The organism is Mycobacterium sp. MAC_080597_8934 (assembly GCF_000523975.1).
Lineage (GTDB): Bacteria > Actinomycetota > Actinomycetes > Mycobacteriales > Mycobacteriaceae > Mycobacterium > Mycobacterium avium.
The window spans coordinates 358,993-371,432 of sequence record NZ_JAOS01000028.1 but is presented as its reverse complement, the minus strand read 5'-3'; the positions used below and the strand labels follow the sequence as shown (position 1 = coordinate 371,432).

The 12,440-nt window shown below is 71.2% G+C and carries 9 protein-coding genes and 1 pseudogene; 4 read left to right on the top strand and 6 right to left on the bottom strand.

Annotation, left to right across the window (positions count from 1 at the left end):
• Positions 1-58 precede the first annotated feature (58 nt).
• The gene (locus NF20_RS16855; RefSeq protein ID WP_031348461.1) at positions 59-634 is read left to right on the top strand and encodes a TetR/AcrR family transcriptional regulator; all 576 of its coding nucleotides are present in this window, start codon (positions 59-61) and stop codon (positions 632-634) included.
• On the opposite strand, the gene NF20_RS16850 is transcribed toward NF20_RS16855, so the two are convergent.
• The 3 genes and pseudogenes from NF20_RS16850 to NF20_RS16840 form a co-directional block, all read right to left on the bottom strand.
• Complete coding sequence (locus tag NF20_RS16850; RefSeq protein ID WP_033712570.1) at positions 628-3,003, bottom strand: glycoside hydrolase family 65 protein; 2,376 nt, start codon at positions 3,001-3,003, stop codon at positions 628-630. The genes NF20_RS16855 and NF20_RS16850 overlap by 7 nt on opposite strands.
• On the bottom strand, positions 3,000-3,788 hold the full coding sequence (locus NF20_RS16845; protein WP_050593729.1) for a beta-phosphoglucomutase family hydrolase: 789 nt from the start codon (positions 3,786-3,788) through the stop codon (positions 3,000-3,002). The genes NF20_RS16850 and NF20_RS16845 overlap by 4 nt, the downstream gene beginning before the upstream one ends.
• A 42-nt stretch (positions 3,789-3,830) precedes the next feature.
• Positions 3,831-5,404: pseudogene (locus NF20_RS16840) on the bottom strand (PPE family protein).
• Positions 5,405-5,596: 192 nt separating this feature from the next.
• Between NF20_RS16840 and guaA the strand changes: the two are divergent.
• The gene (gene guaA / locus NF20_RS16835) at positions 5,597-7,174 is read left to right on the top strand and encodes a glutamine-hydrolyzing GMP synthase (RefSeq protein WP_050594187.1); all 1,578 of its coding nucleotides are present in this window, start codon (positions 5,597-5,599) and stop codon (positions 7,172-7,174) included.
• A 31-nt stretch (positions 7,175-7,205) separates the two neighbouring features.
• Here guaA and NF20_RS27715 read toward each other — a convergent pair whose 3' ends face one another.
• A complete protein-coding gene (locus NF20_RS27715) occupies positions 7,206-7,364 on the bottom strand; it encodes a hypothetical protein (RefSeq protein WP_003874441.1) in 159 nt (52 codons plus the stop codon).
• A 206-nt stretch (positions 7,365-7,570) separates the two neighbouring features.
• On the opposite strand from NF20_RS27715, the gene NF20_RS16830 reads away from it, so the two are divergent.
• Positions 7,571-8,260 (top strand): hypothetical protein, encoded by a 690-nt coding sequence (locus NF20_RS16830; protein WP_009978879.1) that lies wholly within the window; start codon positions 7,571-7,573, stop codon positions 8,258-8,260.
• Between the two features lie 48 nt (positions 8,261-8,308).
• On the top strand, positions 8,309-9,850 hold the full coding sequence (locus NF20_RS16825) for a DNA polymerase Y family protein (RefSeq protein ID WP_033712575.1): 1,542 nt from the start codon (positions 8,309-8,311) through the stop codon (positions 9,848-9,850).
• On the opposite strand, the gene NF20_RS16820 is transcribed toward NF20_RS16825, so the two are convergent.
• Entirely contained in the window at positions 9,841-11,019 is a 1,179-nt protein-coding gene (locus NF20_RS16820; protein ID WP_033712577.1) for an alpha-hydroxy-acid oxidizing protein, read from the bottom strand. The genes NF20_RS16825 and NF20_RS16820 overlap by 10 nt on opposite strands.
• A gap of 57 nt (positions 11,020-11,076) precedes the next feature.
• A complete protein-coding gene (gene kasB / locus NF20_RS16815; RefSeq protein ID WP_023884280.1) occupies positions 11,077-12,336 on the bottom strand; it encodes a 3-oxoacyl-ACP synthase KasB in 1,260 nt (419 codons plus the stop codon).
• Between the last annotated feature and the right edge of the window lie 104 nt (positions 12,337-12,440).

The window sequence follows — 12,440 nt, the reverse complement described above, 5'->3', positions numbered from 1 at the left end:
TTGAAGAGGGGACCCGAAACGGGTGTAGTCAACTGACTACAAATGCTACTGTAGTCAGATGACTACAACTTCCGCAACCCGTCGCCGGAAACCGCCCACCGGCCGGGCGGAAGTGGCCGCGGCGATCCTCGAGGCCGCCACCGATCTGTTCGCCGAACGGGGACCAGCCGCGACGTCGATCCGCGACATCGCCGCGCGCTGCGGGGTCAATCACGGGCTGGTGTTCCGCCACTTCGGCACCAAGGAGCAACTGGTCGGCGCGGTGCTCGACCATCTGGGCGCCAACCTGAGCGCCCTGCTGGCGACCGACACGCCCGCGGAGGTGGTGGAGCAGTCACTGGACCGGCAGATGCGGGTGATGGCCCGCACCGTGCTCGACGGGTATCCGGCCGGACAGCTGCAGAAGCGCTTTCCCAACATCGCCACCCTGCTCGACGGGGTGCGGCCGCTGCATGACGACGAGCTGCACGCGCGCCTGGCCGTTGCCAATGCCCTTGCGCTGCAGTTCGGTTGGCGGCTGTTCGCGCCCATCCTGCGGGCGGCGACGGGGATCGAGGAGCTGACCGACGCCGAGCTACGCCGGGCGGCCGGCGCCGAGGTGGAGCGGATCCTGAGGTCCCCCGACCCTCACTGACCCGGCGACGACCGCGACACCGCCCGCCGGTGGGTGGGCTCGCGGCCCGGCGGCTGCTGCGGCGGCGGCAGCAGCGGCTTGCGGGGACGCACCGCGACGGTGGTCGGGGACTGGGTGCTGAGCTCCAGCTCGGCGCCGGCGTGCTGGATGGTCAGCTCGCCGCCGGGCCCGTCGCGCAGCGTGTAGGTGACATCGGCGTGGTTGACGTCCACGGTGACCCGGAAATCGCGCCACCGCAGCCGGAACCGCAACCGCGAAATCCCGTCCGGCAGTTGGGGATCCAGCGACAGAACGCCCTCGTCGTCGCGCAGCCCGCCGAACCCGGACACCAGCGCCGTCCACGCGCCGGCCAGCGAGGCCATGTGCAGGCCGTCGCGGGTGTTGTGGTGCAGGTCGCGCAGGTCGATCAGGGCGGCCTCGTAGGCGTAGTCGTGGGCCAGTTCCAGATGCCCGACCTCGGCGCACATCACCGCTTGCGTGCACGCCGACAGCGACGAGTCGCGCACCATCCGCGGCTCGTAGTAGTCGACGTTGCGGGCCTTCTGCTCGAGCGTGAACGCGTGGCTCTGCCAGTGCATCGCCAGCACCAGGTCGGCCTGCTTGATCACCTGCGCCGGGTAGAGGCGCACGTAGGCCTCGTGCAGCAGCAGCGGGTAGGTGGTGTTGTGCTCGAAGTCCCATTCCGCGAAGGTGGTGAAGCCCTCGCACTGCTGGTGCACGCCCAGGCCGGAGTCGTAGGGGATCTTGACGGCGTCGGCGGCGTCGCGCCACGCCGCGGTCTCCTCAGTGGTGACGCCCAGCGCCTTGGCCCCGTCGGGGTGGCGGTTGCAGGCCTCGGCCGCGACGCGCAGGTTGTGCGCGGCCATCAGGTTGGTGAAGACGTTGTCGCGGACCACCGCGGTGTACTCGTCGGGGCCGGTGACGCCGTCGAGGTGCCAGACGCCGTGCCGGTCGTGGTGGCCCAGCGAGAGCCACAGCCGGGCGGTTTCGACCAGCACCGGCAGCCCGCACTCGGCCTCCAGGTCGTCGTCGCCGGTGACGATGCGGTAGCGCTCGAAGGCCGCGGCGATGTCGGCGTTGATGTGCCAGGCCGCCGTGCCGGCCGGCCAGTAGGCCGAGCATTCCTGCCCGCGGATGGTGCGCCACGGAAACGCGGCGCCCTCCAGGCCGAGCTCGGCGGCGCGCTCCTTGGCCAGGTCCAGGGTGGAGGCCCGCCACCGCAGCGCGTCGGCGACGGTGTGCGGCGCGGTGTAGGTGAGCACCGGCAGCACGTATCCCTCGGTGTCCCAGAAGGCGTGGCCGTCGTACCCGGTTCCGGTGAGCCCCTTGGCGGCGATCGCGCGGCGTTCGGCGCGGGCGCTGGCCTGCAGCAGGTGGAAGAGCCCGAATCGGACCGCTTGCTGGGATTCCGGGTCGCCCTCGACCTCGACGTCGGCGCAATCCCAGAAGTTGTCCAGATACTTGCGTTGCGCTTCCAGCAGTCCCTGCCATCCGCTGTAGCGGGCGCTGTGCAGCGCGGCGGCGACCTGGTCGCGCAGGGCCGGGCGTGAGCGCATACTCGACCAGCCGTACGCCAGGTACTTGACGATGCGTAGCTTCTGGCCCTCGCGCAGCCCGCAGATCACGGTGGTCCGGGCCAGATCGGCGCGCGCGTCGGTGCTGACCTCGACGCGCCCGGGGACCTCGACCTCGTGATCCATCCCGGCGGCCGTCATCAGCGCGCTGCTGCGGGTGCGGTGCATGAGAACCGCACCGGTGTCGGTGTTTTCGTGGTCGACCTCTTCGAGCGGGTTGTCCAGGATGGCCGACACCCGCGGGTCACCCGAGGTACGTGGCTGGTCCTCGTTGGTGACCAGTTCCGATTGCACGGTGACGCGCACGAACTCGCCGACAGCCTCCACGACGTACTCGATGGCGGCCACGCCGCGCTGGGCCAGCGACACCAGCCGGGTGGATACCACTTTGACCTGCTTGCCGGCGGGCGAGCGCCAGTGCGCGCTGCGGGTCATCGTTCCGGCGCGCAGGTCGAGATCGCGCTCGTGGGAGATCAATTCGCCGTAGCGGACGTCGAACGGCTCGTCCTCGACCAGCAGGCGGATGATCTTGCCGTTGGTGACGTCGACGAGCGTCTGGCCGGCTTCCGGGTAGCCGTAGCCGGCTTCGGCGTAGGGCAGCGGCCGGATCTCGTAGAAGGAGTTCAGATAGGTGCCGGGCAGCCCGTAGGGCTCGCCTTCGTCGAGGTTGCCGCGAAGCCCGATGTGCCCGTTGGACAGGGCAAACAGGGATTCCGACTGGGCGAGCAGGTTGAGGTTGAGCTGGGTTTCGCGCACGTGCCAGGGGTCGACGGGGAACGATTCGTCGGTGATCATGACGCCAGCAGCTCGGCGAGGTCGCTGACCACCACGTCGGCGCCGTTGCGGCGCAAATCCTCGGCCTGGCCCACCCGGTCGACACCTACCACGAAACCGAAGTTACCGGCCCGGCCCGCGGCCACCCCGGACAAGGCGTCCTCGAACACTGCCGCCGCGCCGGCGGGGACGTCGAGCAGCTGCGCCCCGCGCAGGAAGGAGTCCGGCGCCGGCTTGCCGGCCAGGTGTTCCTCGCGCAGCATGATGCCGTCCACCCGCTGCTGCACGAACCGGTCCAGGCCGGTGACCTCGAGCACGTCGCGGGTGTTGGCGCTGGACGACACCACCGCGATGCCCAGGCCGGCGGCCGAGGCCGCCTCGAGGTAGCGCCGCGACCCGTCGAACACCTTGACGCCGTCCTGTTTGAGGACCTTCTGGAACATGTCGTTCTTGCGGTTGCCCAGGCCGTAGATCGTCTCGGCGTCTCCCGCGTCGTCCGGGCTGCCGTCGGGCAGGTGAATGCCCCGGCTCTGCAGGAACGACCGCACCCCGTCCTCGCGCTTCTTGCCGTCGACGTATTTGCGGTAGTCGGCGGCCGGGTCGAACGGGACGAACGTCTCGCCGGTGCGCTTGGCCCGGTCGGCCAGGTAGGCGTCGAACATCGCCTTCCAGGCCTTGGTGTGCACGCTGGCGGTGTCGGTGAGCACGCCGTCGAGGTCGAACAGGCAGGCGTGCACTTTCTCGGGCAGACCCAGCACGGGCACTCGCTTCCGGGGGTTGGGGTCGGGCGGTATCCACTCCACCATGCGGAAGGGACATGTCGCCACCGATCACCGGCGCGCCGGACGTCAGCCCCCGCTGTGGCGCGGGACAGGCGGGGCCCAGCTGCCCGGGAGCAGGGGCATGCCGGCCCCGCCGCCGAACTCATCTCCGGCCAGCTGGGTCAGGCCCGCGGCCGCGACGGTTTCCCGGGGCGCCGTGCCGGCGAAGCCCAGGTTTCCGGCACCGCGCGGGGACGCCGTCGTCGCCGGCTCGTCCCAGTCCGGATCGACGCCGACATTCATGTCCATGAATTCGTCGCCGCGGCTGCGCCGCCGCGACCGCTGGCGGCGCCGGGCATGTGCCGCCTCCCGGACGGCCGCCCCGGCGCTGACCGCATTCGAATCCGGTTGGGGTGACTTGCTTTTCGCGTAGGCGTCGACGCTCGCTCTCGCTTTCGAGCCGAACCCAACACCGGGCGGTGGGACGGCGTAGGGAGGCGCAAACGGGGCCGCGCCCGGGGCCGGTGGCGCCGGCGGTGCCGGGCTGGACACGGTGGCCGCCGTAGGCGCAGGCGTGGCGCGGGCGCCGGCACCGAAGCCGCGGCCGAAGCGGCGATCGGGGTCGCGCCGGCCGTCGCCGGCAGGCCGGTCGGCGCCACGGCGGATGGGGTCGCCGGCTCCGCGACCGGCGCGGGGAGGGGCGGCTGCCCGGCCACGCCCGCGAAGCCGGCCAGCGCCCCGAACGGCGCCGCGGCGACGAGCGCGGGCACCAACAGCAGCTGGGGTTGCGTCGGAAGCCAACTCGCGAGCTGGGCCAGGTGGGTCGGCCAGTCGAGCAGCACCAGTTCGGTGATGAATTGTAAAGCCGCCGCGGGGTTTTCCTGCAGCAGAGCCCCGAACTGTTGGAAATCGGAAAACAGCTCCAGGGCCCGCACCACCCACCACAGCGGGTCCGCGGGGCTGGTGTAGGCCTCGTACGGCAACCCGTTGAGGGTGCCCTCGACCGGGTCCCAGTCGATGCCGAACAGCCGCAGGATCTGGGCGACGAACTGGTTGAGCGGGCTGTCGAACCCGTGGTCGTGATCGTGGTCATCCCCGTGCTCGTGGTCGTGCGCCGCGGTGGATTTCAGGATGGACGGCGCCGGGTCCGGCTGCGGGACGGCTGCCACCGCCGCGGTGGAGACCGCTTGATACGTCGCCATGGTGCCGGCGGCCTGGACCCACATCCGCGCATAGTCGGCCTCGTTGACGGCGATCGGAATGGTGTTGATCCCAAAGAAATTCGTCGCCACCAGCGCGCCGTGGACGGCGTGGTTGGCGGCCAGCTCCGGCAGCGTCGGCATCGCCGCCAACGCGGCGGTATAGGCGGTGCCCGCGGTCTCGTGCAGGGCGGCCGCCGCCGCGCTGTGCGCGCTGGCCCGCGTCAACCATGCCAGATACGGGCCGTGCGCGGCGACATAGGATTCGGCGCTCGGCCCCTGCCACGCGCCGGCCTGCGCCGACGCCAGTAACCCACTGAGTTCCTCTGCCGCCGAGGCGTATTCGGCGCCCAACGAGCTCCACGCCGCCGCGGCGGCGAACACCGACGCCGGCCCGGGGCCGCTGCTCAACAACGCCGAGTGCACCTCCGGCGGGGACGCCATCCAGATCGGTGCGGTCATCGCGGCACTGCCGTCACGGCAACTCCTGGGCTAGGCGGGCTGCGGAATCACCGAAAAAATAAGTGAAAATGATTATCGTTATCAGCAGCGACCGGGAGGCTCATATCGAAGGCATAGAATTCGCTCGGTGACGCGCTTTCGCTGCGGGCCTCGGGGGCCGGGGCCGGCGGAGGCGGCCACTAGACTTCTGGCGTGGCCGAATCCCCCTCCACCGAGGTGCCCGAACCGCCCGCTCGACCCGTGTTGGTGGTCGACTTCGGTGCCCAGTACGCGCAGCTGATCGCCCGGCGGGTGCGTGAGGCGCGGGTCTTCTCCGAGGTCATTCCACACACCGCGACGATCGAGGAGATCAAGGCCCGCCACCCGCGGGCGCTGGTGCTCTCCGGCGGCCCGTCCAGCGTCTACGAGCCGGGCGCCCCGCAGCTGGATCCGGCGGTGTTCGACCTGGGGGTGCCGGTGTTCGGCATCTGCTACGGATTTCAGGCCATGGCGCAGGCCCTGGGCGGCACCGTCGCGCACACCGGCACCAGCGAATACGGTCGCACCGAGCTGAAAGTGCTTGGGGGCGAACTGCATTCGGGGCTACCGGGCGTGCAGCCGGTCTGGATGAGCCACGGTGATGCGGTCACCGCCGCGCCGGACGGTTTCGAGGTGGTGGCCAGCAGCCCCGGCGCCGTGGTGGCCGCGTTCGAGAACCGGGCCCGCCGCCTTGCCGGGGTGCAGTACCACCCGGAGGTGATGCACACCCCGCACGGCCAGCAGGTGCTGAGCCGGTTCCTGCACGACTTCGCCGGGCTGGGCGCGGACTGGACGGCCGCCAACATCGCCGGTGTGCTGGTGGAGCAGGTCCGCGCGCAGATCGGCGACGGCCACGCGATCTGCGGATTGTCCGGCGGGGTGGATTCCGCGGTGGCCGCCGCTCTGGTGCAGCGCGCCATCGGCGATCGCTTGACGTGTGTGTTCGTCGACCACGGGTTGTTGCGTGCCGGCGAACGCGCGCAGGTGCAGCGCGATTTCGTGGCGGCCACCGGCGCCAACCTGGTCACGGTCGACGCGGCGGACACCTTCCTGCAGGCGCTGGCCGGGGTGACCAACCCTGAGGGCAAGCGCAAGATCATCGGCCGGCAGTTCATTCGGGCGTTCGAGGGCGCGGTGCGAGATGTGTTGGGGGACAAGCCGGTCGAGTTCCTGGTGCAGGGCACGCTGTATCCCGACGTGGTGGAGTCCGGCGGGGGCAGCGGCACCGCGAACATCAAGAGCCACCACAACGTCGGGGGGCTGCCCGGCGACCTGAAGTTCACCCTCGTCGAGCCGCTGCGGCTGCTGTTCAAGGACGAGGTGCGCGCGGTCGGCCGGGAACTGGGGCTGCCGGAGGAAATCGTTGCGCGCCAACCCTTTCCGGGCCCCGGCCTGGGCATCCGGATAGTCGGGGAGGTCACCGCGACGCGGCTGGACACGCTGCGGCGGGCGGACTCGATCGCGCGCGAGGAACTCACCGCCGCCGGCTTGGACTCGCTGATCTGGCAGTGCCCGGTGGTGCTGCTCGGTGAGGTCCGCTCGGTGGGGGTGCAGGGCGACAACCGCACCTACGGGCATCCGATCGTGCTGCGGCCGGTGACCAGTGAGGACGCCATGACCGCGGACTGGACCCGGGTCCCCTACGAGGTGCTGGAGCGGATCTCGACCCGCATCACCAACGAGGTCCCCGAGGTCAACCGCGTGGTGCTGGACATCACCAGCAAGCCGCCCGGCACTATCGAGTGGGAGTAGCCGCCCCGCCGGAAATGGGCTCGGGCTGCCGTCAGCCGGACGGGATGGTCGCCGCGCCGCCGCCGAGGGCGCGCGGCGCGATCCGCCGCTGTGCGGTCTGCACGGCCGCGGCGAACCGCGGGTCGGGCTGGAGGGCGTTTTCCCGGTAGCAGGCCTCGGTGAATTTGATGACGTGCTCGTCGCCGTGCACGACGGTGCGGCTTCCGCCGGCTTTCTACCGGCCCGGCCCGGCATTGCCACTCGGGGCAAAAAAGCACCATCCGTCCCACCGGCACCGAGCGCATAAGGCTGCCCCTTACGTTTCTTGACGGTTGTCGGAGGGTGGGTGTTTACTCCCCAGTGAATCGAACATGCGTTCGAAATATTCGGGCGACGAGTGGCGACAGGAGGCTGGTCATGACCGCGGCTTTCGCCTCCAGTCGCCACGAAGAAACCCGCGCCGAGCGGCTGGAATCGCTGCGCCGGCGGATGGCGGAGATGTCCGGGAGGATGTCCGGGGCGGCATCCGGCGCCGCCGCCCCCGCCGACCTGCTGGGCGCGGAATCTTTGCTGGCCCTGCCGCGGTGGCTGGCCGAATCGGTGCGGGTGCCCCGGGGGTCGGTGGCGGTGCTCTCGGGCGCCCGGTCGCTGCTGTTGAGCATGGTGGCCGCGGTGACGGCGGCCGGGGGCAACGCCGCGATCGTCGGCCAGCCGGACATCGGGCTGCTGGCCGCCGCCGAGATGGGGGCGGACCTGAGCCGGCTCGCGGTGATCCCGGACCCCGGGACCGATCCGGTGGAGGTGGCCGCGGTGCTGGTCGACGGCATGGACCTGGTGGTTCTCGGGCTGGGCGGGCGCCGGGTGCCGCCGACCCGGGCCCGGGCGGTGGTGGCGCGGGCCCGCAGCAAGGGCTGCACCCTGCTGGTCACCGGCGGCGATTGGCAGGGCGCGCCGACGCGGCTCGCGGCCCGGGTCTGTGGCTATGAGGTCACACCGGCCCAGTGGGGAAAACCCGCCCCGGGGTTCGGGCGCATCAGCGGGGTGCGGCTGCAGGTCAGCGGGATGTGCGCGGGACGGCGGGTGGCGGCCCAGGCGCGGGCGGGGTGAATTCCGGTGGTAACCCCTTCTGGTTCAAGGGTTTTGGCGATCTGGTGCATGGACTGGCCCGCGGTGGCGGCGGCGGCCGCCGCGGAGCTGCCAGCCACCGCCCCGGTCGCGGTCACGTTGGCCAACCGGGTGATCGCCTGCTCGTCGGCCGCCCGCGCGGCCGGGGTGCGGCGAGGCCTGCGCCGCCGGGAGGCGGCGGCCCGGTGCCCGCAACTGCATGTCAGCACCGCCGACGCGGACCGCGACGCCCGCTTCTTCGAAGCGGTGATCGCGGCGGTGGACGACCTGGTGCCCCGCGCCGAGGTGCTGCGGCCCGGGCTGCTGGTGCTGCCGGTGCGCGGGGCGGCCCGCTACTTCGGGTCCGAGGAGGCCGCGGCCGAGCGGCTGGTCGACGCGGTGGCCGTGAGCTCGGTGGCCGGCGCCGAGTGCCAGGTCGGGATCGCCGACCGGTTGTCTACCGCGGTCCTGGCGGCGCGGGCGGGCCGGATCGTGGAGCCGGGAGGCGACGCGAAGTTCCTGTCGGTGCTGTCCGTCCGCCAACTCGCCACCGAGCCGAGCCTGTCCGGCCCCGGCCGCGAAGAGCTGACGGACCTGTTGTGGCGGATGGGAATTCGCACCATCGGGCAGTTCGCCGCACTGGCCCGCGGCGACGTGGCGTCCCGGTTCGGCGCCGACGGGGTGGCCGCGCACCGGCTGGCCCGCGGCGAACCCGAACGGCCGCCCTCCGGGCGGGAACCCCCGGCCGAGCTCGAGGCCGTGCTGGACTGCGACCCGCCGATCGACCGGGTGGACGCCGCGGCGTTCGCCGGGCGCTCGCTGGCCGGCACGCTGCATCAGGCGCTGATGGCCGCCGGTGTGGGCTGCACCCGGCTGGCCATTCACGCCGTCACCGGGAGCGGCGAAGAACGCCACCGGGTGTGGCGGTGCGCCGAGCCTTTGACCGAGGACGCCACCGCCGACCGGGTGCGCTGGCAACTGGACGGCTGGTTGAGCAACCGCACCGCGCGCGATCGTCCCACCGCCCCGGTGACGCTGTTGCGGCTGCGGGCGGTGGAGGTGGTCTCCGCCGAGGCGCTGCAGTTGCCGCTCTGGGGCGGCCTGGGGGAGGAGGACCGGCTGCGGGCCCGCCGGGCACTGGTGCGGGTGCAGGGCTTGCTCGGCCCGGAGGCGGTGCAGGTGCCGGTGCTGTCCGGTGGCCGCGGCCCGGCCGAGCGCATCACCTTGATCCCGCTCGGCGACGAGCCGGTGCCGCGGTGCGATCCCGAGCTGCCGTGGCCCGGCCGGCTGCCCGAGCCGTCACCGGCGGTGTTGCTCGACGATCCGGTGGAATTGCTTGACGCCCAAGGCAATCCGATACGCGTCAGCAGCCGGGGGCTGTTCTCCGCCGACCCTGCGCGCCTGGTCGTTCACGGCCGGGGCGAGCGGCTGTGCTGGTGGGGCGGGCCCTGGCCGGTCGACGAGCGGTGGTGGGACGACCGGGGTCAGGGCGGGGGCCGTACCGCCCGCGCCCAGGTTCTGCTGGAAAGCGAACGCGCGCTGCTGCTGTGCTACCGGCAAAGGAGGTGGTATTTGGAGGGAAGCTACGAATAACGTTGTGGTGCAACATGTTCGACGCGGCGAAGCGCGTCCGGCGTCAGGTCCTTCAGCGAGGGGTAGCCGTCGACGGCCATGATCAGGTCGGCCTCGGCCAGCAGCGAGCGCAGCACGTGCACGATGCCGCCGACGCCCCCGAGCGCCAGCCCGTAGGCGTAGGGGCGGCCGATGCCGACCGCGGTCGCCCCCAGCGCCAGCGCCTTGACGATGTCGGCCCCGCTGCGCACACCCGAGTCGAACAGCACCGGCAACCCGTCGGCCGCCTCGACCACCCCGGGCAGGCAGTCCAGGCAGGGCAACCCGCCGTTGGCTTGCCGGCCGCCGTGGTTGGAGCAGTAAACGGCGTCCACCCCAATGTCTTTGGCGCGGCGCACGTCGTCGGGGTGGCAGATGCCCTTGGTCATCAGCGGCAGGCTGGTCCGCGACCGCAGCCATTCCAGGTCCTCCCACCGGAACGGCCTGCCGAAGATCGGCAGCTTGCGCACCGCCGCCTCGATGGGGTCTTCGCCGCGGCTCAAGCCGGCGCGAAAAACCGGATCGCTGGTGTAGTTGGCCAGGCATCCGCTGGGCACCTGGGGGTAGTTCCCGCCGCTCAGGTCGCGGGGCCGCCAGCCGGTCACCCAGGTGTCCAGGGTGACGGCGATGCCCTTGAAGCCGGCCGCCTCGGCCCGGTGCACCAGGCTGGCGGCCATCTTGCGGTCCGGTGGGGTGTAGAGCTGGAAAAACGCTGGGGTGTCGCCCAATTCGTCGGCCAGGTCCTCCATCGGATCGGCCGACAGCGTGCCCACGAAGAACGGGACGCCGGTGCGGATCGAGGCCCGAACGCAGGCCAGGTCGCCGTGGCCGTCGGGGTCGCACACCCCGATCACGCCGATGGGCGCCATGAATATCGGCGACGGGAACCGGGTGCCGAACAGCTCGACGGACATGTCGCGCTGTTCGGGGGCGATCCCCATCCGCGGGTACAAGCCCCACCGCTTGAACGCCTCGCAGTTGGCCCGCTGGGTGTGCTCGTCGCCGGCGCCGCCGGCGACATACCCCAGCACCTTCGGGGTCATCGCCGCCGACGCCTTGGCCTCCAGCTCCTCGAATCTGATCGGATACTGCGGCTGGTTGCCGTGCAACGACTGGTCGTAGAGCTCGTTCTGATACTCGGCGAAGGCCATAGTCGCTGCTTTACCCTCTGCTCGGATCACCAAACGAGGGCCGGCGCGACCGCGGGTTCAGTACCGTCCGAAGGCGATGGCGACGTTGTGGCCGCCGAAGCCGAACGAGTTGTTGATCGCGTACTGGTAGTTGCCCGGCCGCGGTTTGCCCGCCACCACGTCCAAATCGATTTCGGGGTCGAGGTTTTCCAGGTTCAGGGTGGGCGGGACGACCTGGTCGCGCAGGGCCAGCACGGTCAGGATGGACTCGACGGCGCCGACGGCGCCGACCGAGTGGCCGAGCGCGGCCTTGGGGGCGTAGACGGCGGCGTTGCCGCCGTGCGGGCCCAGCGCGTTGTTGATCGCCTTGCCCTCGGCCACGTCGCCCACCGAGGTGCCGGTGGCGTGCGCATTGACGTGGGTGATGTCTTTCGGGGTCAGCCCGGCCAGCTGGATGGCGCGGCTCATGGCGTGTCCGGCGCGTTCGCCGTTGGGGTCCGGGGCGACCATGTGGTAGCCGTCGGAGGTGATGCTGGCGCCCATGATGCGGGCCAGGATGTTGGCCCCGCGGGCCTTGGCGTGTTCCTCGGTTTCGATCACCATCAGCGCGCCGGCCTCGCCGAACACGAAGCCGGTGCGGTCCCGGTCGAACGGGCGACAGGCGCCGACGGGGTCGTCGTTCTTGGTCGACATCACGATGCGCATCTGGGCGAACGCCGCGATCGCCACCGCCTCGATGCGGACCTCCACGCCCCCGCAGATCGCGACGTCGGCCTCGCCGAAGACGATGCTGCGCCACGCCTGGGCGATGCCCTCGGAGCCCGACGCGCACGCCGACACCGGCGTGATCACGCCGGCCTTGGCGTGCCGTTCCAGGCCCACCGCGACGGCCGCGCCGTCGGGCATGTACTTCGACACCGCCAGCGGCGAGACCCCCTTCATGCCCCGCGCGCGCAGGTCGTCGTAGCTGAACACGATCTGCTCCGCCGAGCCCAGGCCGGTGCCGATGGACACCATGAGCCGGTTACTGTCAACTTCGGGCGAGCCGGCGTTCTCCCAGACCCGCCGGCCCAGCACCGTCGACATCATCTGCAGGTAGCCCATCCGGTGCCGCTCGGCCCGGGTCAGCCCGTCGTCGAAATCCTCCAGCAGGTGACCGCCGATGCGCACCGGCAGGTCGAACTCCTCGACAAAGGAATCCTCGAGCTTGCGGATACCACTTTGACTGTCCAGCAACAGCTTCCAGGTGGTATCGGCGTCGGTTGCCAGCGCGGTCGTCATGGCGATGCCAGTGACGACCACGTTCGGCAGCGTTTCCCCGGTAACCAGCTCCGTCATGACACTCGATACCTTTCACTTGACGGGAGCCGTCCACGCGTGACGTCGCGCCCCCACTCGTCCATCTTCATGAAAACACAATCCGCCGACGTCACCGGCGCAGG

Excerpts from the sequence above, each read along its gene's own strand:
- NF20_RS16855 (WP_031348461.1), top strand. The coding sequence starts at position 59 with ATGACTACAACTTCCGCAACCCGTCGCCGGAAACCGCCCACCGGCCGG.
- NF20_RS16850 (WP_033712570.1), bottom strand. The coding sequence starts at position 3,003 with ATGATCACCGACGAATCGTTCCCCGTCGACCCCTGGCACGTGCGCGAA.
- NF20_RS16845 (WP_050593729.1), bottom strand. The coding sequence starts at position 3,788 with ATGGTGGAGTGGATACCGCCCGACCCCAACCCCCGGAAGCGAGTGCCC.
- NF20_RS16830 (WP_009978879.1), top strand. The coding sequence starts at position 7,571 with ATGACCGCGGCTTTCGCCTCCAGTCGCCACGAAGAAACCCGCGCCGAG.
- NF20_RS16825 (WP_033712575.1), top strand. The coding sequence starts at position 8,309 with ATGGACTGGCCCGCGGTGGCGGCGGCGGCCGCCGCGGAGCTGCCAGCC.
- NF20_RS16820 (WP_033712577.1), bottom strand. The coding sequence starts at position 11,019 with ATGGCCTTCGCCGAGTATCAGAACGAGCTCTACGACCAGTCGTTGCAC.
- kasB (WP_023884280.1), bottom strand. The coding sequence starts at position 12,336 with ATGACGGAGCTGGTTACCGGGGAAACGCTGCCGAACGTGGTCGTCACT.